19 protein-coding genes and 1 pseudogene are annotated in these 22,934 nt (G+C 46.8%); 9 read left to right on the top strand and 11 right to left on the bottom strand.

What is annotated here, in order from left to right; genetic code table 11:
* Positions 1-351: 351 nt before the first annotated feature.
* Complete coding sequence (locus HCK03_RS21340; protein WP_167692161.1) at positions 352-522, top strand: hypothetical protein; 171 nt, start codon at positions 352-354, stop codon at positions 520-522.
* A gap of 38 nt (positions 523-560) precedes the next feature.
* Positions 561-794: an FCD domain-containing protein gene (locus tag HCK03_RS21335; protein ID WP_143992457.1), complete on the top strand. Its 234-nt coding sequence runs from the start codon at positions 561-563 to the stop codon at positions 792-794.
* Between the two features lie 209 nt (positions 795-1,003).
* Here the strand turns inward: HCK03_RS21335 and HCK03_RS21330 are convergent, their stop codons facing one another.
* The 3 genes from HCK03_RS21330 to HCK03_RS21320 form a co-directional block, all read right to left on the bottom strand.
* On the bottom strand, positions 1,004-1,789 hold the full coding sequence (locus tag HCK03_RS21330; protein ID WP_167692160.1) for an SDR family NAD(P)-dependent oxidoreductase: 786 nt from the start codon (positions 1,787-1,789) through the stop codon (positions 1,004-1,006).
* Positions 1,790-1,915: 126 nt separating this feature from the next.
* Positions 1,916-2,401 carry an NAD(P)-binding domain-containing protein gene (locus HCK03_RS21325; protein ID WP_167692159.1) on the bottom strand — a complete coding sequence of 162 codons (486 nt, stop codon included), beginning with the start codon at positions 2,399-2,401 and terminating at the stop codon, positions 1,916-1,918.
* A gap of 88 nt (positions 2,402-2,489) precedes the next feature.
* On the bottom strand, positions 2,490-3,947 hold the full coding sequence (locus tag HCK03_RS21320) for an efflux transporter outer membrane subunit (RefSeq protein WP_041144205.1): 1,458 nt from the start codon (positions 3,945-3,947) through the stop codon (positions 2,490-2,492).
* Positions 3,948-4,035: 88 nt separating this feature from the next.
* On the opposite strand from HCK03_RS21320, the gene HCK03_RS21315 reads away from it, so the two are divergent.
* From HCK03_RS21315 to HCK03_RS21305, 3 genes are all read left to right on the top strand, one after another.
* The gene (locus HCK03_RS21315; protein WP_041144206.1) at positions 4,036-4,650 is read left to right on the top strand and encodes a TetR/AcrR family transcriptional regulator; all 615 of its coding nucleotides are present in this window, start codon (positions 4,036-4,038) and stop codon (positions 4,648-4,650) included.
* Positions 4,651-4,724: 74 nt separating this feature from the next.
* The gene (locus HCK03_RS21310; protein ID WP_167692158.1) at positions 4,725-5,831 is read left to right on the top strand and encodes an efflux RND transporter periplasmic adaptor subunit; all 1,107 of its coding nucleotides are present in this window, start codon (positions 4,725-4,727) and stop codon (positions 5,829-5,831) included.
* The gene (locus HCK03_RS21305; protein ID WP_167692157.1) at positions 5,828-8,917 is read left to right on the top strand and encodes an efflux RND transporter permease subunit; all 3,090 of its coding nucleotides are present in this window, start codon (positions 5,828-5,830) and stop codon (positions 8,915-8,917) included. Before HCK03_RS21310 ends, HCK03_RS21305 begins: the two co-directional genes overlap by 4 nt.
* 785 nt (positions 8,918-9,702) lie before the next feature.
* On the opposite strand, the gene HCK03_RS21300 is transcribed toward HCK03_RS21305, so the two are convergent.
* Positions 9,703-10,050 (bottom strand): helix-turn-helix domain-containing protein, encoded by a 348-nt coding sequence (locus tag HCK03_RS21300; protein ID WP_167692156.1) that lies wholly within the window; start codon positions 10,048-10,050, stop codon positions 9,703-9,705.
* Between the two features lie 842 nt (positions 10,051-10,892).
* Between HCK03_RS21300 and HCK03_RS21295 the strand changes: the two genes are divergently transcribed.
* Entirely contained in the window at positions 10,893-11,822 is a 930-nt protein-coding gene (locus tag HCK03_RS21295; RefSeq protein WP_143717160.1) for a ketopantoate reductase family protein, read from the top strand.
* 208 nt (positions 11,823-12,030) lie between these two features.
* Here the strand turns inward: HCK03_RS21295 and HCK03_RS21290 are convergent, their stop codons facing one another.
* Positions 12,031-12,522 carry a DinB family protein gene (locus HCK03_RS21290; RefSeq protein ID WP_134525291.1) on the bottom strand — a complete coding sequence of 164 codons (492 nt, stop codon included), beginning with the start codon at positions 12,520-12,522 and terminating at the stop codon, positions 12,031-12,033.
* Between the two features lie 191 nt (positions 12,523-12,713).
* Complete coding sequence (locus HCK03_RS21285; RefSeq protein ID WP_134528398.1) at positions 12,714-13,625, bottom strand: LysR family transcriptional regulator; 912 nt, start codon at positions 13,623-13,625, stop codon at positions 12,714-12,716.
* 96 nt (positions 13,626-13,721) lie between these two features.
* Here HCK03_RS21285 and HCK03_RS21280 point away from each other — a divergent pair, with 96 nt between their 5' ends.
* Positions 13,722-14,681, top strand: coding sequence for an NAD-dependent epimerase/dehydratase family protein (locus HCK03_RS21280; RefSeq protein ID WP_167692155.1), 960 nt, complete (start codon positions 13,722-13,724; stop codon positions 14,679-14,681).
* A 399-nt stretch (positions 14,682-15,080) separates the two neighbouring features.
* Here HCK03_RS21280 and HCK03_RS21275 read toward each other — a convergent pair.
* Positions 15,081-15,203 (bottom strand): annotated as a pseudogene (locus HCK03_RS21275) (arsenic metallochaperone ArsD family protein); the annotation flags it as partial.
* Between the two features lie 47 nt (positions 15,204-15,250).
* On the bottom strand, positions 15,251-15,601 hold the full coding sequence (arsR, locus tag HCK03_RS21270) for an As(III)-sensing metalloregulatory transcriptional repressor ArsR (RefSeq protein ID WP_131010185.1): 351 nt from the start codon (positions 15,599-15,601) through the stop codon (positions 15,251-15,253).
* 241 nt (positions 15,602-15,842) lie between these two features.
* Here arsR and HCK03_RS21265 point away from each other — a divergent pair, with 241 nt between their 5' ends.
* Both HCK03_RS21265 and HCK03_RS21260 read left to right on the top strand, forming a co-directional pair.
* Positions 15,843-16,724 (top strand): HamA C-terminal domain-containing protein, encoded by an 882-nt coding sequence (locus HCK03_RS21265; protein WP_167692154.1) that lies wholly within the window; start codon positions 15,843-15,845, stop codon positions 16,722-16,724.
* A 3-nt stretch (positions 16,725-16,727) separates the two neighbouring features.
* The gene (locus HCK03_RS21260) at positions 16,728-19,208 is read left to right on the top strand and encodes a DEAD/DEAH box helicase (RefSeq protein WP_167692153.1); all 2,481 of its coding nucleotides are present in this window, start codon (positions 16,728-16,730) and stop codon (positions 19,206-19,208) included.
* 261 nt (positions 19,209-19,469) lie between these two features.
* Here HCK03_RS21260 and ptuB read toward each other — a convergent pair whose 3' ends face one another.
* The 3 genes from ptuB to HCK03_RS21245 are packed head-to-tail and all read right to left on the bottom strand — an operon-like array spanning position 19,470 to position 22,913.
* Positions 19,470-20,264, bottom strand: a complete 795-nt coding sequence (gene ptuB / locus HCK03_RS21255; RefSeq protein WP_167692152.1) for a retron Ec78 anti-phage system effector HNH endonuclease PtuB — start codon at positions 20,262-20,264, stop codon at positions 19,470-19,472.
* Positions 20,261-21,907, bottom strand: coding sequence for a retron Ec78 anti-phage system effector ATPase PtuA (ptuA, locus tag HCK03_RS21250; RefSeq protein ID WP_167692151.1), 1,647 nt, complete (start codon positions 21,905-21,907; stop codon positions 20,261-20,263). Before ptuA ends, ptuB begins: the two co-directional genes overlap by 4 nt.
* Positions 21,900-22,913, bottom strand: a complete 1,014-nt coding sequence (locus HCK03_RS21245; protein ID WP_167692150.1) for a retron St85 family RNA-directed DNA polymerase — start codon at positions 22,911-22,913, stop codon at positions 21,900-21,902. Before HCK03_RS21245 ends, ptuA begins: the two co-directional genes overlap by 8 nt.
* Between the last annotated feature and the right edge of the window lie 21 nt (positions 22,914-22,934).

The following is a 22,934-nucleotide window of genomic DNA, read 5'->3' as shown; positions in this document are numbered from 1 at the left end:
TTATTGCACTGTCAGGAATACACAGCACCGGCCATTACAGCCTGCGCTAACGAAGATTAAAGATGGAGATGTTATCTATCCCACCATTATTTGGGGTTATTCTAAATCTGCAGGACAGCCCAGCCAGAAGCCTCACTTTTATTAAGCTTTTCTGATTAAACTCTTCACACTTACAAAGTGAGCCCACTATAAATGGTGATGAAAGAGAAAAATGTAAGCCAGGACACATGTCTTTTTGTTACATGAAACAATGACTAATGCTCTCATTTTATCTGAAAATTTGTTTGTCAAAGGGGATACGGACTTATCTATGTTCGCTGTCAGAACGATATTAGGGAGGAGGAACGGTGGATGTCCAATTCCATTATTGGAATAAATTATCTTCTTAGCGTGCTTTATCGTTCTATTGTTCCGCAAGCTGAACCTGGTATCGAATATGATCCAGTTATAATCAGAAATAGCCTGCCTGATGCTGCCTGGATAAGGAGGTTGCAGCGATACACAGCGCAACGTGATATTTAGCATCTCGGATATCCGGGCGGGGTGAATGTTAAACAGCCATGACCAATATCACCGACAGGATCCGTATGATGCGCCGCCTCGATTTCGAGTATGAAGCGCGCATCGCACAAACCTATGAAGAGCATGCCGAACTTCTGGAGGCTATCGAGCGCCGACAGGAGGAAAGGGCGGTCGAGTTGATTACCCTACATATCAAGGATGCCCACAATGGAGCCAGCACCATAACTTTGCGGTGCCGTAAAGCTCGCTCGCCTAAAGCCTTCGGAGTTTAAATAAGAGTCAATACGGTCTGAGGTCACACTTACTTCAAACCGTATGTAGAGCAGAACATGCCGGGCTTCGCTGTCGTCCATCCTGACGAGCTTACGTTGTCACCCACCGTGCTGTGGAACTCCGGCTTGGGACTGGCCGGCGCAGTACTTTGATTCGACTTATATCCACTTGAGACAGAACAGACTGGTTCCGTCTGCAGGTTTACAGTTTATACGCCCATTATGCGGGCCATAATGGCCTGATGTAGCCAGCGTGGTGTAGCCCAGATGAGAAATGCCATCGCCTTATTCCCCATACCCGGAACGACGCTCATTTTCCCGGCTTTAAGCGCCTGGATGCCTGCCAGCACGACAGGTTGAGGCGGCATCATTATCCCTTTTAAAGCGGGAGTCAGTTTCTGTTTGGCGGCTGCGGCGAACCCAGTGTCAGACATGCCCGGACATAGTGCGGTGACAGTGACACCCTCGCTTTTCAGCTCACTATGCAACGCTTCAGAAAACCGAAGAACATAAGCTTTCGCTGCAGAATAAACGGCAAAACTCTTTACTCCCTGATATGACAACAGACTGGCGACCATCAGAATAGATCCTTTACGTCTGGCACGCATATCTGCTGCAAAAAGCCGGGTTATTACCGTCAGGCTGGCGATGTCCAGATTGATCATGCCAAGCGAATCATCCACTGATTGATCCAAAAAGCTACCCTGTAACCCATGACCGGCATTATTAATTAAGATATCAACGATGATATTCCGCTCATGCAAGCGGTTGTGCAGCTCGCTGATGGCGGTAATATCGGAAAGATCCACCTGTTCAACGATTACGTCAATATTAAAACTCGCGCGTAGTTCATTAGCCAGCGACTCGAGCTTATCAAGTCGCCGGGCTACAAGGATAAGTGATTTTCCCTGAGCAGCATATTGACGCGCGAACTCTTCACCAAACCCGCCTGAAGCCCCAGTGATGAGTATCCATTCATTATTTTTTGTAGTCATATTAATTACTCCGTTCGTTATTTATGCAGCATGTCGAAAGCCGTTAAACTTATCAGGAGGTGCAGGTGATAAATTTTCAGAATTTAACAATTCCGATGTTTCGCTATTTTTGATAAAAATCATCGCTCATATAGTGCCTCCGATTGACGAATCAAAGTCCGATTCTTCGGCCACTACTAAGAGTGGGCCAAATGGGGAAAACAGACGCTGAATTTCTTCATTCGTTGAGGTCAGTATGACCGCAGATTTGTTTATTTCGTCGCTATATGCCATCTGTAATCTGACGCAGTCTGAATGCTGAAACATGACGCGGAGGGCTCGAGACTGAATACCCGGGACAAGAGAAATCAAGGTTTGGGAATAGCGCAACTGCACACTGCCCGCGAGTTCATTTAAGGTATCAGGGGCAACGCTAATAATAATAACATCCACTTCATCAATGACCGCCTGGTGATTGTCCTGGGTCCAGCAGGGAAATTCTCTTGCCAGCCTTTGGGCTCGCTCACTGTTTGCCGGGAACAGAAATACCTGGGCGTCAGGCGCTGCCTGAAAGAATCCTCTGATCAGTTTTTCGGTTAACGCATCAACGCCCAGAATGCCTATTCTTTTCATCCGTCCCCCGGTTATCAAAACGGTTATGTGATGCTATGAGTGGTAAAAGATTCGTCATGTCTTTCCGCGTTAGAACCCGGAACCTGGTTTATGAAGTCTTTGGCGCCGTTTCTGGTGGCTGCCAGCCTCCTCCGAGCGCTCTGAACGTAGCGACAGCGGCGCGGGCAGCTTCTGTCTGGGCCTGCGCACGGGCGTCGGAAGACTGTAAAAGGGTTTCATCGTTGTGAAGGACGTCTATCAGGCTGGCTGTTCCCTGCCGGAAAGCGATGAAAGACGACTGGCGGGCGCTGGCCAGGGCGGATTCACCTTTAATCAACGTTGCTGCCTGTATTTCACTATTGATCAGGGCGGAGAAGGCATTTTCGACATCTTCGGTGGCGCGTAGTACCGACAGGCGATAGGCGGCGAGGGCTTCCTGTTCCTGGCCCTTCGCCTGGTCTATCTGGGCGTTGATACGACCGAAATCGAAGAGCCGCCAGCGTAGACCGAGAACGCCAGCCGACTGGCTGGCATCTGCGGAAAAAAGGTTGCCGCTCGATACTGCCGTTGCGCTGCCGAGCAATGCGCTGAGCGAGAATTTTGGATAATACTCGCTGACCGCCACGCCGATGCGTGCGCTTGAGGCAGCGAGATGGCGTTCTGCCACGATAATGTCTGGCCTGCGGCGCAGCAGGTCGGCGGGTGTTCCCGTTGAGGTTATTTGCGGGGCCTGCGGAATGGCCCCTGGCAGTGCTAACTCAGTGCGATGGGTGCCGGGAGGCGTGCCGAGCATGACATCGAGAGCGTTCATCGCGGTATCAAGCCCTGTCCGGAGAACCGGCACGGTTGCCTGAACTTGTGCCAGCGCGCCTTCGGTCTGGCGAACCTGATACTCCGGAGCCAGCCCTTTAGCATGGAGGAGTTGTACCTTTTCCAGCAGCGCTTGCTGCGTACTGACCTGTTTGTCCACGATGGCCAGTCGGGTTTGTAATCCACGCAGGGTGATATAGATATCAGCCGTCTGGGCCGCGACGGCGAGACGGGTCGCGGCGACACCCGCTTCAGAGGCCTGGTAGTCAGCCAGTGCAGCCTGACGACCGCGGCGCAGACCACCAAATACGTCAATCTCCCAGCTTGCGTTGAGATCGGCTTCATAGCTGTTGCCGTAGCGATTATAATCCGGCGTTGCGCTGAGAACCTGACCCAACGGGGTTTCAGTCGACTGATACGCGCGCGTCGCTTGCCCGCTGATGTTTCCGGACGGCAACAACGCGGCAGTAGCCGCGCCCAGTCCGGCGCGGGCCTGGTCCATGCGGGCGGTCGCCTGGGCAAGATCGAGATTCTGCGCGAGGGCGTCTGAAACCAACTGACTTAGCAGGGGATCATCAAATCCGTCCCACCACACATTAAAACTGGCGGGTCGGGATGCACTTCTCTGCTCAACGGCAGACTGAGCCTGATAGTGCTCTGGAAGTGGCGTATCCGGGCGATGATAATCCGGCCCGACGGCACAGCTCGTCAGTAAGCCGCTCGTTACGGCCAGGACAAAAGTACGCGGAAGGAACATAATATGCCTTGAGTCAATTTTGATTTGTGACTACATTACCAAATGGTCACATGTTGTCAATCGAGGTCTTCTGAGCTAAGCTGAAAAAATGACTAAACATACACCTGTACATCCCCCACGGGGTCCTTCGGACCACAGCGTCCGCGACCAGATTGTTGAAGCCGCCACGGAGCACTTCGGGCATTTCGGCTACGAAAAAACCACCGTGTCCGATCTGGCGAAAGCCATCGGGTTTTCAAAAGCCTATATCTATAAATTTTTCGATTCCAAACAGGCTATTGGAGAAGTGATTTGTGCCAACAGGCTGGCGAAAGTCTCTGAGATTGTTAATAACGCGATCGCCGATGTGCCTACAGCGTCAGAAAAATTGAGGCGTCTATTTCAGGCCCTGACGGAAGCCGGCAGCGATCTGTTTTTCCACGATCGCAAACTTTATGACATTGCTGCCGTTGCTTCCCGGGAACGCTGGCCTTCCGCCAATGGACATCAGGAGCACCTGCGTCAGTTGATACAGCAAATCATTCAGGAAGGCCGGCAGTCAGGGGAGTTTGAACGAAAAACCCCGCTGGATGAGACCAGTGATGCCATCTGTCTGGTCATGCAGCCTTATATTTGCCCTGTACAACTGCAATTTAACCTCGATACCGCATCCTCTGCGGCCGTACTGCTGTCATCATTAATTCTAAGAAGTTTATCACCCTGATAGGTGACCATTGACTTATTTGGTCACATGAAAGAGTATGGGGATACTGTCCTGTTAAATGATTAAGGAACCCCATGCTCAGGTTCAAATTTGCCCCTCTTGCCGTATGCCTGTTACCGCTTGCTCTCGTGGCCTGCGGTGACTCTTCCGGCACTGACGATCCCCGTACTCAGCCTCCTCTGGTAAGGTCTGCGACCGTAATGAGTGCGGTGGATGTCTCCCGCGCGTTCACCGGCGTTGTTGTCGCCCGGGTGCAAAGCGATCTCGGTTTCAGAGTGCAGGGCAAAATCCTTGAACGCCTGGTCGATACCGGCCAGACCGTCAAGCGCGGCCAGCCGCTAATGCGCCTGGATCCCGTTGACCTGAGCCTGCAGGCACAGGCACAGCAGCAGGCCGTCACGGCTGCCCGAGCCCGCGCAAAACAAGCCACTGCGGATGAAGCGCGCTACCGCGGCCTGGTCGCAACGGGCGCCGTTTCTGCATCGGCCTACGACCAGATAAAGGCCGCCGCCGATACCGCCAAAGCTGAGCTCAGCGCGGCGCAGGCGCAGGCGAACGTGGCGCAAAACGCGACGGGCTACGCCGTGCTGCTGGCCGACGCCGACGGCGTGGTCATGGATACGCTGGCGGAGCCCGGCCAGGTGGTCAGCGCCGGTCAGGCGGTGGTTCGCCTGGCCAGAGCAGGCCAGCGCGAGGCCATCGTGCAGCTGCCAGAGACGCTACGTCCGGCCGTCGGAAGCGCGGCCATGGCAACGCTGTACGGCACGGACAAACAGCCGGTTCCGGCAAAGCTGCGCCTCCTTTCCGATGCCGCGGACTCCGTCACCCGTACCTTCGAAGCGAGATACGTGCTTGAAGGGGCGCTGGCGAGCGCGCCGCTGGGTTCGACCGTGACGCTGCATATTGCCGACGATAAATTACCGGGCCAGGTGATGCAGGTGCCACTCGCTGCCATCTACGATCCGGGCAAAGGGCCGGGGGTCTGGGAGATTTCAGGTCAGCCCGCCAAAGTCTCGTGGCGGCCTGTGCAGGTGCTGGGATTGGGTGATGATGTGGCGCAGGTCTCCGGTAACCTCCAGGCTGGTGAACTGGTGGTCGCTCTCGGGGCGCATTTGCTGCATGACGGTGAGGCCGTACGTACGGCCCAGGGCGATGCCAGCGTCGCCGGGAGTCGACCATGAGCGAGGGAAAATTCAATCTCTCAGCGCTGGCCGTTCGCGAGCGCTCAATTACGCTGTTCCTTATTATCCTGATTACCGTGGCCGGGATCCTGGCGTTCTTCGAGCTGGGGCGGGCAGAAGACCCCCCGTTTACCGTCAAGCAGATGACGATTATTTCTGCCTGGCCGGGCGCCACCGCGCAGGAGATGCAGGATCAGGTCGCGGAACCGCTGGAAAAGCGCATGCAGGAGCTCAAGTGGTATGACCGCACCGAAACTTACACCCGTCCCGGTCTGGCTTTTACCATGCTGTCACTGCAGGACAGCACGCCGCCTTCACAGGTGCAGGAAGAGTTCTATCAGGCGCGCAAGAAGCTCGGCGATGAGGCCCAAAACCTGCCGGCAGGCGTGATCGGGCCGATGGTCAATGACGAATTCTCCGACGTGACCTTCGCGCTCTTTGCGCTGAAGGCGAAAGGGGAGCCGCAGCGGCTGCTGGTCCGCGATGCGGAATCGTTGCGCCAGCGAATTTTGCACGTGCCGGGGGTCAAAAAGGTCAATATTATCGGCGAACAGGCCGAGCGCATCTTTGTCTCCTTCTCCCATGACCGGCTGGCGACGCTGGGCGTTTCGCCTCAGGATATTTTCTCCGCCCTCAACAGCCAGAACGTGCTGACGCCCGCCGGTTCGATTGATACCAAAGGGCCGCAGGTCTTTATCCGCCTGGATGGCGCCTTTGACAAGCTGGAGAAAATCCGCAAAACCCCCATTGTTGCCCAGGGCAGGACCCTGCAGCTATCGGACGTGGCAACCGTGGAGCGGGGCTACGAAGACCCGGCAACCTTCCTGATCCGCAACCAGGGTGAAGCGGCGCTGCTGCTGGGCATCGTGATGCGTGACGGCTGGAACGGTCTGGATCTGGGGAAGGCGCTGGATGCGGAAACGGCCAAAATCAATGAAAGTATGCCGCTCGGCATGACCCTGACCAAGGTGACCGACCAGTCCGTCAACATCAGCTCCGCCGTTGACGAGTTCATGATTAAATTCTTCGTCGCGCTGCTGGTGGTGATGGTGGTCTGTTTTGTCAGCATGGGCTGGCGCGTGGGCGTCGTGGTCGCCGCCGCCGTGCCGTTGACCCTGGCTATCGTTTTTGTGGTGATGGAGGCTTCCGGCAAAAACTTTGACCGTATCACCCTGGGCTCGCTGATCCTTGCGCTCGGGCTGCTGGTCGATGACGCCATTATCGCCATCGAAATGATGGTGGTGAAAATGGAAGAGGGCTACGACCGCATCAAAGCCTCGGCCTATGCCTGGAGCCACACCGCCGCCCCGATGCTCGCCGGTACGCTGGTCACCGCCGTCGGTTTCATGCCCAACGGTTTTGCCCAGTCCACCGCCGGGGAATATACCAGCAACATGTTCTGGATTGTCGGTATCGCCCTGATTGCTTCATGGATTGTGGCGGTGGTGTTTACGCCTTATCTGGGCGTGAAGATGCTGCCCAACATCAGGAAGGTTGAGGGCGGACACGCCGCTATCTACAACACCCTTCATTACAACCGCTTTCGCCGACTGCTGACCCGGGTTATCGCCCGCAAGTGGATGGTAGCCGGTACCGTGATTGCCGTCTTTACGCTGGCGATACTCGGCATGGGGCTGGTGAAAAAACAGTTTTTCCCCACCTCCGATCGCCCGGAAGTGCTGGTGGAAGTGCAGATGCCTTATGGCACATCCATTGAGCAGACCAGCGCCACGGCGGCGAAAATCGAAGCATGGCTGAGCAAGCAGAAAGAGGCAAAAATCGTCACCTCCTACATCGGTCAGGGGTCGCCGCGCTTCTTTCTGGCCATGGCGCCTGAGCTACCCGATCCCTCTTTTGCGAAAATTGTGGTGCTGACGGACAATCCGCAAGCACGCGAGGCGCTCAAGTTCAGACTGCGTGAAGCCGCGGCTGGCGGGCTGGCGCCTGAAGCGCGCCTGCGCGTGACCCAGCTGGTGTTTGGTCCGTATTCGCCCTATCCGGTGGCGTATCGTGTTATGGGGCCGGATCCCTCCACGCTGCGTGAAATTGCGGATAGGGTCGAAAAGGTGATGCAGGCCAGCCCGATGATGAGAACCGTCAACACCGACTGGGGCCCGCGGGTACCGGCGCTGCACTTCACGCTCGATCAGGATCGTCTGCAGGCGGTGGGGCTGACATCGAATGCGGCCGCGCAGCAGCTTCAGTTCCTGCTTTCAGGCATTCCGATCACCTCGGTACGGGAAGATATCCGTTCGGTGCAGGTCATGGGGCGCGCGGCGGGCGATATCCGGCTTGACCCGGCAAAAATAGCCGGCTTCACCCTGGTGGGTTCTGCCGGTCAGCGCGTTCCGCTGTCTCAGATCGGAGAGGTCGAGGTGCAAATGGAAGATCCGGTTATGCGCCGTCGCGATCGCACCCCAACCATTACCGTGAGGGGAGACATTGCCGAAAATCTGCAGCCGCCGGATGTTTCCACCGCCATCACCAAGGCGCTGCAGCCGGTCATCGATACGCTACCGTCCGGATACCGCATCGAGCAGGCGGGTTCAATTGAAGAGTCGGGGAAAGCCACCAAAGCGATGGTTCCGCTGTTCCCTATCATGATTGCCATCACGTTGTTAATTATCATCCTGCAGGTACGGTCGATGGCGGCGATGGTGATGGTCTTCCTCACCGCGCCGCTGGGGCTGATTGGGGTGGTGCCAACCCTGCTGCTCTTCAACCAGCCTTTTGGCATCAATACCCTGGTGGGGCTGATCGCGCTGTCGGGCATTCTGATGCGTAACACCCTGATCCTGATAGGGCAGATCCATCACAATGAGCAGGAGGGGCTGGCACCTTTCCATGCGGTGGTGGAGGCGACGGTGCAGCGTGCCCGGCCGGTGCTGCTAACGGCGATGGCCGCCATACTGGCGTTTATTCCGCTGACGCACTCGGTGTTCTGGGGAACGCTGGCCTATACCCTGATTGGCGGGACGTTTGGCGGCACCATCATTACGTTGGTGTTCCTGCCCGCGATGTATGCCATCTGGTTCAGGATACGTCCTGATGAACAGAAACCTGCGGAGCCGCTGGCTGCGGTTTGACCGTGACATACTAAAGGAAGGGCCGCCAGACTACATTCCGGCGGCCCTGAAAACGTGGACCGAATGATGAGGATTTTACGATGACTCTCATCATGATGCCGTTTTTGTTTTTGTGACATTTGTGCAGTCTGCACCTGAATTATGGTGCAGCGGTTACCCCTGCATAATCACGGGAAATACATCGTCTTCATGAAGAGTAAACGATAAAACCTTCTGGAGATTGACTTTTATAAGTTGATGCGCTGGAGGTTTATTACCTGGGGTTGTGATGATTGTTGTTTTTTAAGGGTTAACGTTTGTGCTCTGCTGAATGTCATCCGGAAATGATGGCAGGCCAATAACCATTAAACCTGCATTATTTAAATGCAATGTTTAAAATAGCATTTGCTGGCAAACATTGACCTGGAAGAATGGTATTATTGTAATTGATGTGTTGTATATAATAAAAGGTAAGCTATTAACCACTGTCGCCACTGGCAGTGGTTTTTTTTTCGGGTAAGGACCATCACAGCATAGCCCATGTTTTTATGGCAGTGATAATATAACGGCACTTCAGCGGTGTGTTGTTAAAAGAATTCATTTTTCTTTTTTAAGGGATAATTTAAATAAGTCATGCATTCATATTTTCTGAGAAATCTTATGACAAGAATCATCATAAAAGTTGAGGTTTATCAGTTGAAAGCAGAGCGGTTCATATGAAAATCAGGGATGTGTTAGAGGTATGCCTGGCCGGCTGAGGTACTAAATGCTGTGCAATTTATATTAAAATATAAAACCGCCAGTGCTTATGCTTGTTTTGTATTTAGGTGTCCGTTTTTTCTGTATTTATTCGGTGGGATGCCGTATTTTCTGGTGAAAGATCTGGTGAAGGATTGTTGTGACTCAAAGCCGTACTTTAGGGCCAGGCTTATTATTGGCTCTTCTGTTTTCAAAAGCAGATTCGCCGCATGTGACAATTTCATTTCTCTTATGAAGTTACCAATGTTTGTTCCGGTACAAGTATAAAACACTCTTTGCAGGTGCCATTTTGAATACCCGGATTTTTTTGCCAGAGTATCAATATCAAGACGATTTTCAATATTACCTTCTATCCATACAATCAGATCGTCTATTATTTCTTTTTTGTTTATCATGATTTTTCCTACTGGCTGAAGAGAAATTTTAAAATCTTTATTTCTCTTCAGTGAGTCTGGCCAATGCATTATAAATATTTACAGCAGTTTTAATTTTTCAACTAGCGTAAAAACATGTAACTATTTTGTTCATTGGTCACTGCGTTGTCAACCACGTTATAGCTTAAATAAGCTACTCATCACCAAAAAGCACCAGAAAAAATCATAATTGCATGAATTTATTATAAAATAATTTATTTTATTGCTATGTCCTGCGTTCCGGTTTTTTTGTTACCTTTGTCAGTTTGCTCACGCTTATCAGGCGAGTGATGGCCAATTTAACGGCTGAAATCACCGGCATACCTTTCACTTTATGAAGTCCGTGAACCGTATTTCTCGTGACGCTGACCGGCAGATGGTTAGTTCGGGGAGTCGTTCAGCTTCTAAAAAGCGATCTATATCTTCTTTTTCAGTATGTTAGTTTAGATCCCCGCAGTGGTGGTAGTACGGCCTGGATGTATTTCATGATACATGATAGCTTGTGACCTATAATCAATATGGTCACGCGATTTTCTCTGTGATGATGTGTAGGGTTAATTACCACATAGCGCACTTTAGAGTGTTGATTGTACCGGACACACCGCGACCGGGCCGTCGCCATGCAAGCGGCCTGGTAACAGGCCGGAACACTTGACCAGAACGGCGGCCGCTGGAGGTGTTTTAGTGAATGCCCTATATTTCCTGTACCCGATGAGCCAGAGGCAAATGAGGCCGGGTATATGCCGCCTCGAATGAGGCCCGAAACCTGCCTGTCGTTGTTTGGCAGCGACGAACGCCTGCTTTATCTGATACGGGAGTTAATTATGAAGATTCTTGTTGTGGGTGCCGGTGCAATCGGCGGTTACTACGGCGCGCGGCTCCTGCAGGCTGGTGCCGATGTCACTTTCCTGGTTAGACCCGGACGGGCCGCGATACTGGCATCTAACGGGTTGCAGGTTCGTAGCGAGTTGGGGGATTTCAACGGCCCTGTCGCGGCCCTCACTCGTGATGAGCTAACCCCCGTTTATGACCTGATTGTCCTGAGCTGCAAAGCCTACGACCTGGATGCTACGTTGCGTGACATCATTCCCGCCATGGGCATGAATACGGCCCTTCTGCCCTTTATCAATGGCATGTCAGTCTATGACCAACTGGATGCGCTCTTTGGTCCAGACCGCGTGCTGGGCGGTATCGCATACATTGCGGTCAAGCTGGATCAGGCTGGGGTCATACGGCATTTGGGCAATTCGGATGTTGTCATTGTTGGATCGCGAACACCCAAGGCTTCTGGCCCCGCCCGGCAATGTCTGAGCTTGTTGGCTCAATCGCCCGGCCTGCGTACGCTATCGCCGGATGTAAATCATGCGTTATGGAACAAGTGGATGATGCTTGCGGCTGGCGCGATGATGACCTGCCTCATGCGTGCTACGGTGGGGGACATTCTCGCCTCACGCGATGGCGAGTTCCTGATGCGGCAGGCGATAAGAGAGTGCTGCGCCGTTGCGACCGCCGAAAAGCAGGCGCCAACCGCCGACGAGGTCCTTGCTCTGGAGGCACGCCTGTTGGACCCTCGCTCGACCTGGGCTGCCTCCATGATGCGCGACATCAGTCAGAACGCATCGCGTCTGGAGGCGCAGGCCATCGTCGGTGACCTCATTGAGCGCGCCGAGCGCCATGGAATCGATCTCCCATTGACGCGCATTGCCTACTGCAACCTACAGGCCTACGAGCGCCAACACGCAACCACCTCGTAAAAGCCGAGGCGGACCGTATGTTGGGCTTCAAGCGGGTGCTACCGGCAACAACGCCTGCAATGGGAGCATCTCTTTGATTAAGAATAGCGTTGCATCGACCCGTTGAACTCACCGCGAGAAGCGGGCACTCCTTGCCATTCATTTATGCACTTAAGTTGTTGCTTAAAGGGCCAATGGGTTTTTAAATTTACATGACCCTGTCACTCGTTTATTCGTGGTTATGATCTCTGAGAAAAACAGTCAGGACGTCCTTGGGTGGGGTGACACCACTTTCTGAAAGTAGCCAACCTACAGCGCCGCGATGGTATGTCCCGTGAAATAGCACATGATTGAGCATATCGACCGCCTTCATCTCACCAGGTCCGCCATCGACAAATTGGAATTTAATTGTTTCAGCAAGGTCAGTGGGGGACATAGAATTGAGATGTTGAATATACCAGTCTGTACATTCCGTCATCTTTATCAGAAGTTCATCAGCAGAAGGGGTTTCTGGTGTGTTCAGTGCAGTATAGGAATGCTTCTGACCGGTAATGTTAGCTCTGAAGATCATATCAACCACATGTATGTGATTCATCAATCTGAGCGTCAGATGGCGTTTTTCTGCATTAGCAGACGCATCAATTCTTTTAATCGCTTGTAGAGTTTCAATATCTATCCAGCGCTTGTATCTAAACAGCGTAACTATCGTGTCAGTACCCATGCATCACCTCTTTTATCTATTTTATGATCATATCAGTAACATGTAGGGCTCTCTACTGGCTTCCGCTTCTGGCACGAAGCAGACAGACAGCAAGCCTGCTAGCTCTGCTGTAGGCTAAAAGCAGACGCCTTGTCTGAGAAAACGTGGGAGTCGACAGGCAACGTTCAAGTGACAATTTTCCCCGTGGCGATTCACTGTCTCTGGATCTGGCCGATATATTCCTCTAATCCCTTTGTCAGAGTATCGAAAACCAATTTGCAGCAGCGACTATTGCGCAGGTCTTCATGCATGACGAGCCATGTATCAAGATTTAAAGAAAAGAAATCTGGAAGTAACCTCTGTAGTGGACGATATCCATTTGCAAGCTGAACCTGACATATGCCAATGCCAGCACCGGCGCGAATAAGATTCAGCTGAGCCACGTCGCTGTCGGTGCGCATGGAAAAGGACTCTCGGTTTAACTGAGGGTATTTTTTCAATACCTTACGGATGAACGGCGTATTCTGATCGAAACCAACCAGTGCATGCTTCAGCAGATCTTCGGTACTTTCTGGAGTGCCATGCCGTGCGAGATAGGAAGTAGATGCATGTAGACCGAGTTCAATACTGCCAACGCACCGTGCAATAAGCTGCTCCTGTACTGGCGTCGTCATGCGCACAGCTATATCTGCTTCCCTATGCAATAAATCCTGAACCCGGTTGGAGAGAACTAATTCAATAGTTATTTGCGGGTGCGACTCCCTGAGCCGGGCAATGAGTGGCGGCAGTACTTCAACGCCGATGATGTCACTGGCGGAGACACGTACTACCCCACGAATGGACGTGCTGTTATGACTAAAGTTAGCGGCCGTGCGCTCCAGCGTATTAGCCGTGCTCTCCATCGCTTCTGCGTGAACCCTCAGTGCCAGAGCAGTATCAGTCGCCAGCAAACCAGTTTGCGAACGCGTGAACAGCACCTGGTCAAGGGCAGACTCCAGTGCAGCGATGTGTCGCCCTGCCGTTGGTTGCGTAATAGAAAGCATACGCGATGCGCCAGAAAGCGACCCTTCCCTTAGCACAGCCAAAAATGTCCGGTACCACTCCCATGGAATAGATGTATTCATACAAATTTGTATAGCCGCTCTATTATGATATGCAATTCCATTTATCTCTGCCTGTACGTACGCTGTCAATCTCAAATCAGCAAAGAGGCAAACACTATGGAAACCAGAGGGAAGGTCTTAATACTTGGGGCAACCGGCGGTATTGGTGGTGAAACTGCTCGCCGACTCATTCGGGAAAAATGGGACGTACGTGCGCTAAAGCGAGGACTTCATGGAAGCGAACAAAATGGTGACATCCAGTGGATAGGGGGCGATGCGCTCGACGCAGAGCAAGTCGCCGCTGCGGCAACAGACTGTAGCGTGATCGTTCACGCTGTCAATCCGCCTGGCTACCGAAACTGGAAGCATCTTGTATTGCCTATGCTGCGCAACACGATCGGCGCAGCAGAACGAAATGGCGCCTTAATCGTTCTTCCTGGTACCGTTTACAACTATGGTCCTGATGCCTTTCCGCTACTGCGAGAGGATGCTCAGCAGATGCCGGTCACAAAGAAAGGGGCGATCAGGGTACAAATGGAGAAAGAACTTGAGGCCTATACACAGCGTGGCGGACGGGTATTAATTGTCCGCGCGGGGGACTTTTTCGGTCCACACGCCTGCAATAACTGGTTTTCTCAGGGTTTGATCAAGCCCGGCAAGCTGCCAGGTGTAATTACCAACCCCGGTTCACCTGAAACAGGTCATCAGTGGGCTTATTTACCTGATATAGCAGAAACTATTGCTGCGTTGCTAGCTCGACGCAAGGAACTTGATCCCTTTGCGCGCTTCCATATGCAAGGTCATTGGGATCCCGATGGCAGAGAGATGGCAAGAGCGATTCAGCGCACCACCGCAAACTATGGAGGTGTTGCCAAAATACAATCATTTCCTTGGTGGTTCATGTACATGGCAGCACCTTTCAACCCAACCTTACGCGAACTTTTGGAGATGCGGTACCTGTGGCGCCAATCGGTCCGCCTGGACAATTCGAAACTCGTCAATTTTTTAGGTGCCGAGCCTCATACCCCTCTTGATGAAGCTGTCCAGATGACATTAGAGGGTCTCGGTTGTATCTAATCCTGGGGGCAGGTCACTCAGCGTGGGGGCTTCTATCCTGAACTGTGTATGACAGTTTGATGCCCTGGTTCAGCGGTAAGAACAGTGAGCTTAAGTGCGTTGGTTGCGGGGGAAAAAGTAACCCTGGCGTAACCCCGACGAGGCTTTTAAGGAGAGTGTTTTCTGTAACTATTTGAGGGATAATAGGAACATAACACAACACATATATACTTTGATAAATATAACTATTTTGTTGTTTTATTTTTATAAATGCCCCCTTTTGTGCCCCCACCTTGTTTTTCATGCGACTCGATGAGACTTTCATCGAGTCGTTAATCTCATCAAATTCTTCACGTATCGTGGAAATCTTCGCAGATCTCCATCCCCTCACAGCCGTGATCGGCTAAGAACAATATTACTTACGCCACGTCCTTTCAGCCACTGCACATCAATAGAGAAATCAACCAGAACCTGATCGACATCTGAGCCACATACGCCGGTACTGTAGCACATCGCCGGGTCAAACACCGTTAACGTTTTCATTCCAAACACATCGCATTCGAAAAATCATATATGTCCAGGCAAATTTTTTAGATACAAACAGCCTTACCGCTACCAGAGCAGTTTGCCGATGCCAGCTTACGGGCGATGGCCTGTACGTCGTCCTGTTGGCTTAACCAGGCCTGCTCAATCACCTGAGCGGCCCAAGAAGGAATATGCGGGGATAAGCGGTAGTGAACCCACTTGCCCTGTTTGCGATCCAGCAATAGACCACTTTCCCGGAGCATTGCCAGGTGGCGGGAGATCTTGGGCTGTGACTGTTCTAGCGCAGTGCAAAGGTCACACACGCACAGTTCTCCCATCTCTCTGAGGAGCAGTACGATCCCTAGACGAGTTTCATCGGAGAGGTTTTTGAAGAGCTGTAAGGAGAACAATGTCATTTTTTATTCCTTTTCAATCAGTTATTTATAATCAACATTACCAAATAAATAATATCACATATGGAAAATCTAATATGAACAAAATCTAAATCTTAAAGTAAGTACATCATAAACTATGAGCAACACGATGAGATTGGTATCTTTTTTGTAACGAGTTACTGAATAAAAATGCGCCACAGCTATTTACATGCTCTTTATAAGGTATTAATTTCAAGGAATTATCTCCGTAAGGGACTATGATATGACCACTACTGTAAATTTATCCAATACAGATGATCTCATGAACCATTTGCATTGGTTTCAACAAACAATTCAAAATCCGGCGGCAAAATCGCATCGTGGCGTAGCCATCAATTATTTGGATTTGAGTGAGCGAAGAGATTCATTTATTCGAGAATTAAAAAGTACGGCATCAAGCTGGGTATATTCAAAAAAAAGGTACAGTACAATTCTAAACAAAGAGTTGGAATCGAGGAACCAAGACGCCCAAAATGCAATAAGCTATCTTCATGAAGTAATGACACTGAAATTTAGAAAAGGCTGCCCACAAGGACAGTATGGTGAACTCTTATTATTTAATTTTATACAACACTTTTTTAAAGCAGCTCCGCTATTGAGAAAAATGCCAATAACGACAAATCCAGGATTAGAACGGCACGGCGCTGATGCTATACACTATCTTGACAATGGCAGTAATCAAATATTTTTTTTGGGGGAGTCAAAATGTTATGAATCAAAGTATAAATTTAACGAGGCACTTACTTCATCTGTAAACAGCATATTGAATTCAATTCAGAACATAGAAAATGAATTATTGCTTTATAGATATGATGATTTTATAGAGCCAGAGTTACAATCTATTGCAGACAATTTATTAAAAGGAAAATTAAAAGACCCCGTTTTTGAACTTGTTTGTCTGATTGTCTATGAAGAAAATAAAAACACAACGGCACCTAGCGCACCAGAGATAAGAAAAAAAATTGAGGAATGTGTAACGGATAGATGGAATAACGTAAATAAAAACTTATATTCTAACTTTAACATTGCATACATTAGCAGAATACATTACATCGTTTTCCCATCATGGTCGTTATCTAATCTATTAAGCAATTTCGAAGGATAAGTTATGAATGATAAGTCTGTAATTATGAATTTATTATCTTTCGAATTAAGGGATTTCGCAATTCGCCTAAATTTAATAGATGGCGAGAGGAAGAAATTAGATAGAGAGCTATTACTAAGTGCACTGAGATTTTTGAACAGAATTGCAAACAGTGCTATCGACGATGATAATAGACAGCTAGCAATGATAACTGTCTCTTTAATTTGGACGCATTGCCATGAGGAGGATAAAGATACTTTAAGACAGATCATATCCCCAACACTATCTTACATTGGGTTTTCACCCAGCAATAAAATGATGGATGAGTCATTAAAAAATCATGGTATTTACTCCTATTATGGAAGTTACTTTGATAAATTAAAAATTGTTGCAGATGAATTAAAAAACAAAATAACAATTAATGGCAATGATTATATCCTAACAGAATTCCAGCATGATCTTTGGGACGCGATAGATAATAACAAAATAATTGGTATTTCCGCTCCAACATCGGCAGGTAAATCATTTTTGTTGTACTTAAAGACAATTCAATTATTAGGAAAAGGTGCAACAAAAATTGTTTATGTTGTACCTACTTTAAGTTTAATAAGCCAAGTTACTACAGATCTTTCCAATCTCTTCAAAATCCATAAAATTAAAAAAATTGATATACTAAATTCATTTGAGGAAGGAAGAGAAAACTTTGTCTATGTGTTAACGCAAGAAAGGGCAATATCTGTTTTTTCACAAAAAAATATTGACAGCTTAGACTTGTTAATAGTTGATGAAATTCAGAATATAGAACGTGCAGACAACGATAATAATGACAGAGCGAAAATCCTCTATGATGTCTTAATGGATGTAAGAACTGATATACAAGTTGAAAAGATAATTCTCAGTGGCCCACGCTTGAAAAACATTGGTGGTTTGAGTTTTGATATCTTTGGTGAAATATCTGAAGAGAAAAAAACAGATGTGCCCCCAGTATTAAGTCTCACATACTCTGTATCACAAGAAAGCGATATATATTACATCAATCAGTACTCACCATTTTCATTACGGCCTATTTCGCTTCCAATAAATAATATAAACTTAATAAAAGGCATGGGAGCATCGCAATACAATTCAGCATTTAATTCTTATTTACATGGTATACTAAAAAAACTAAATGATGATAGCAATATAATCTTCTCACCAACAACAAGGCAAGCTCGAAAATCGGCAAAAGAATACTGCGAAGTTTCCCCTCTAATTTCCACTACTAAGTTAGAAAGTCTTTCATCATATCTTAAAAATTCCGTTCATAAGCACTATGAACTTGCAGAGTTTGTTAGCTATGGTATAGCCTACCACACTAGTAGAATTCCAATGCACGTCCGTAAAAGTATTGAACATGCTGTGTCAAAGTGCTACATAAAAAATCTCTTTTGCACTACAACATTAATGCAAGGTGTAAATCTACCAGCGAAAAATATAATCATAAGAAACCCTAATTTATTTGTGCGAAAAGGAGAAACTTCCGCGAAGTTATCCCCCTATGAATTTGCAAACCTAAGAGGAAGAGCTGGTCGGTTACTTACAGATTTTGTCGGCAGAACAATTGTCTTAGATGAAAACTCATTTGAATCGCATAGAGAAGAAAATGAGACATTATTCTCAAATGAATATAAAGAAATCAAGACAGGCTATCATGATTTGTACTTGAGAGATATTGATTACATTAATGAGAAATTAGATAATTCCTCTTTAGTATCTACAAATAACTCTAAGAGCATTATTACATATATCCGCCAAATGTGTTTCAGGCATGGGTCTGATGCCTTATCAAGATTAAATAACGTCGGTATATTTTTAGACGATTCATATGTTAAAAAAATCATCTCAGGTCTTGGGAATATTTCTGTACCTCGAGAAATTATTTTGCAAAATAGATACTGGGATCCATTTGATTTAAATGAATTATATCTATTCATTAAAAAAACTAATGTTTATATTCCATCCGCTATATTTAAGGTCGATCTGTGTAATATTTTCTTGTCATGGTTAAAAATAATGAGAGACCGTTTCAATTATTACTTCGAAAGATACATTGGCCAAATTCATGATGATAAATTTTTATTCGGAATAGCAAAAAGTGCTGAAGGATGGGTACGAGAGAATTCATTGAGTGAAATATTGGAGAGTAGATTCCCAACTTACAACAATGAATTGCATGAAAGTCTAGATAAAGAAATTGATAAATTAACGAAACATGTAAGCTTCGGATTGCCTATGTTACTGAAACCTGTTGCTGACATATGTGATAGCAGCAGCATCATCTCGCAAATAGAATTAGGTCTGTACAGCGAGATATCTCGATATCTAAGTGATAGAGGTGTTCCTAGGGAAACAGCCATTAAGATTAGAAAATTTCATACAGAGCGAAAATTGCAAAATCTGGAACTAGATAAAATAAAAAATGAGTTAAATGAATGGGAAATACAGCATATTTCTCATTTATTATAATACGAATTACGACTTATATGTGACCTACATTAAGTTATTTATCATATGGGAGTTATTCTTGACTCCCATTACCAAATAATTAGGTATAACCATCGTCATTCAGTTAATACGATCATACTCATATCGTTGATTCAACTTTCTTAATTATTCAAGGTATGGCAGTGATTTTACCAAGCTTATCCTATATCGAACACTGATAATATTCAGGGATAGAACAATAATAGCCTTATCTAAGCTCGGAGACTGTTTGTATTAAGTGTATTAGCCCTTAAAGTTATATTGCATCAAAACAGTTTCTGCTGCCGTACCAAGAAATGCACGAACAGTAGTAAAGAAAGGTTGCAACATATTGTTAGTGTCGCGGATAAGATAAGCATGAGCCAATGTTTGCATCCGTTGTTGAATTTCCACATCATTAATTGCAGTATCACCATCAGGGAATAGCTGTTCAGTTAATATTGTTATAACTTCAACCCTGAACTCTTGAAGTTTTGGTGTATTCAATTTCAATAAATCAATAGACTGTTCAGCTTTAGATCTTAATTCAGCAGGACATAGCTCCGACACCATAATATTCCCATTTGCGAAATCAAAAGAAAATAATGCAGGGAAGGCTGGAATATCATCAATCGGATTTAAAATAAGCTGAGTCCAGTCATGATTAGATTTATCTACATCGCAACAAAAAACAGGGTTAGTGTAGCGCCTATGCGCATCTACCACATATCGAGCATTACCACCGGTACAGCAACCTAAGAGATTTGGCCAGAAAAGTGAGTAATTAATATTGTCGTTTCGCTTTTCACCTGGTTCTGGGTTCTCCGGATAAAAATGTTCAACCCTAAAATCGTTAAGAGCACGCCCACCAGCATCTTTTAAATCAATTTCGCAATAGACACAGATCCCCCCTTGATCAGTAATTAGAGCATGTTTTACCTTTCGATTAGCTTCTGCGCCAGCATTGCGTGTGAAACCATTTTTCCAATCATCATCAGGATAAATACTTTTATACTCTAGTAGCTCATCTGGTTCATTACCCTTAAGGATTATTTTCATTTATTATTATCTCTTCTGTATTTACGCAAACGAACATCCATCTGCAATTGTCTAATAATGGGATCCCAATTACGCCCCCATTTTTCTACGTCTCCCCACAGTGTTATTGCTTCTTCAGTATCCCATTTATCTTCTTGGACTAATTCCTTATAGCGTTCCAGATTCTTAACTTGAGTAGCTTCATCTGGCCGTGAGTTTACCGCAAATATTTCTTCAAGCACCTGTTTCGCTTCAGCTCCGAGAGAGAACTCAGGTTCAGTGACGCTTAATAGTCCAGAAGTATCCGTCTTGAGAATTTTGATACATTCAGGAGGTACAGTGGTTACAACTTGTGGACTATGAGTAGTCAAAATTAATTGTAATCCGGGAAATACATCACGTAGTTTAAAAACAACCTGCTGCTGCCATTTAGGGTGAAGATGTAATTCTATTTCATCCACAAATACAACCCCATATCCTTTTAGCGCATCAACTCCTTTCTGTGGGTTGAGTAATACAAGTCTACGACTAATGTCACTCACCAGAGAGAAAAGTGCTTTTTCCCCTTGAGATAAAGCAGAGGCTGAAATAGAAATACCATTTTTATCCAGCATCAATCGCACAGACTCAGAACTTACATCTAATCTAATATTATCTATATCCAAGAAACAACTAATTGCATGTTTTACTATACGAACGGATTCAGGATCAGAATAAATAACTTTAGAATTAAGACGTTGAATTTCTCTAGCCTGCGTGTCAAGCTCTTTTTTTAGCTTGTTACTCAACTCAGACTCATTTTTTAATGATTCAGGGAGTAACTCATAAATTTTAAGTGTATTGTCATATACAGCTTTGTGTTCATTAAGAAGAATTAAATCATCATTTTTTTTCGAACCAGTACTGGCATCATGGATAACGAGCCAATCGATAAAATCTTTAAAGCTTCGATACTCATCAAAGCATTTATTATAAGCATCTAATTTATTGAATGTAGTTAGTTCACTACTATCATACTGCTCATTTTTTATTTCTTGAGAGCGTGAAACCGAATAATAAGCAAATAAAGGTAGGCAGGTAGTTTCTGTTGCCACGCTATCTACGTACTGATACATTAGCGCAAGGTTGCGAAACGCTGCTAGTTCACTGCGTTGATTTTCAACACTATTTTTGCTTTTATTAAGCTTGATGCAGAAATCTGTATTATCATCAAGATAAAGTGTCGAACTTATTTCACATGTTCTTGAAGTAGGGTGATTGTTAATCTCACTAGTTTCTATGTGCTTACCGGCACCACCTGTTCGGATGCCATTGACGATCCAAGATGCCATTTTCACCATGCCATCTAAGATGGTCGTTTTCCCACTTCCGTTTACACCAACGAAAACATTCAGATTAGGGTCAAGTTTTATACGACTGCGAAGTTTACGGATACCTCTAAAGTTAATAACATCAACATTACTGAAGTGCGGTCTTCTGTTACCCAACTGATTAACTATATTAGCTAACAGTTGTTTCTTTTTATTTTCATTCTGTTCTACAGAATAACGCCCGCTGCCATACCACTCAGCAACTTCATATTGATCGCCTAAATTTCCTCTTTCAGATCCGGCCAATTTTTCTGATGCAGTTCGTGTAATCTTATTTTTTTTGTTCTCAGTCATCGTTCCAATTTCCTGATATAATAGATTGGATAACTTTATCGGAATACTTTTTCCGCATACTGATGACAAACGTAGGTTCAATATTTGATGCCCAAGAAAGCAATCCCTGTAATTTCTTTGTTTCAACAAGATTTATTTTCTTTAAGCAATGCTGATGAATTAAAGCAGAAATCATTCGCTTACGCTGTCGACCTAAAGACAATCTTCCTTCATTAGTGATTGTCACGCCGGTAACATGCCTATTATGTGCCTTAGATGAAAATCGAGTTTTTGTCTGGTTTGTTGAAAATTTACCATTATAGGTATTTGTCAAAACATAAGTCACAAGATCTGGTATTTTGAACAAAACATCCTGTACATTTGTCGAGAAAAATAGGTCATCAGCATAACGCGTATAGGTAACGGATAATGATTCACAGATTTTATGTATAATATTATCAAATTCATACATGACAAAATTGGAAATTAAGGGCGAAGTGGGTGCCCCTACGCTAAGAATAAGACGACCAGTGCTGGTTTTACTAGGACTCCAGAATGTACACTGCCGAATAAATGATAGCTCTTTCACTGCCAGTGTGATTCGATGCCTCCGTAACTCTGCAACAAAAATATCAACATCTATACTATTGAAAAAATTATACAAATCCATTTTTAATAAATATGGATTGCTGGCGTGGGCCTTTGCATTCGTTTTTACACTCGAAGATACCCTATAAGCAGTCGCTGCATTATGCACGGGTAACAAGCTAACAAGATGTAGATTCAGGTCTCTTTGGAAGGCTTTCAGCATCGCGGCGGGGTGGGCTATTACTCGCTTCCCACCATTTCGCTTCGGAATACTGTAGACTTTGTACATTTTTGGACCAGATCGCGTGATTAAAGCAAGGTTATGTCCGATGCATGCAACTCTTTGTTCCGTGCTTAATTCGCCAACGGATGGCACAGTGGTTTGGAGCCAAGCATCAACGAATGGCGACGTTACAAAAAAATTTGTTATTTTTTTCATTAGCCTACGCCTATATACATG

The organism is Klebsiella terrigena, assembly GCF_012029655.1.
Lineage (GTDB): Bacteria > Pseudomonadota > Gammaproteobacteria > Enterobacterales > Enterobacteriaceae > Klebsiella > Klebsiella terrigena.
This window is presented reverse-complemented; position numbering and strand designations above follow the sequence as displayed.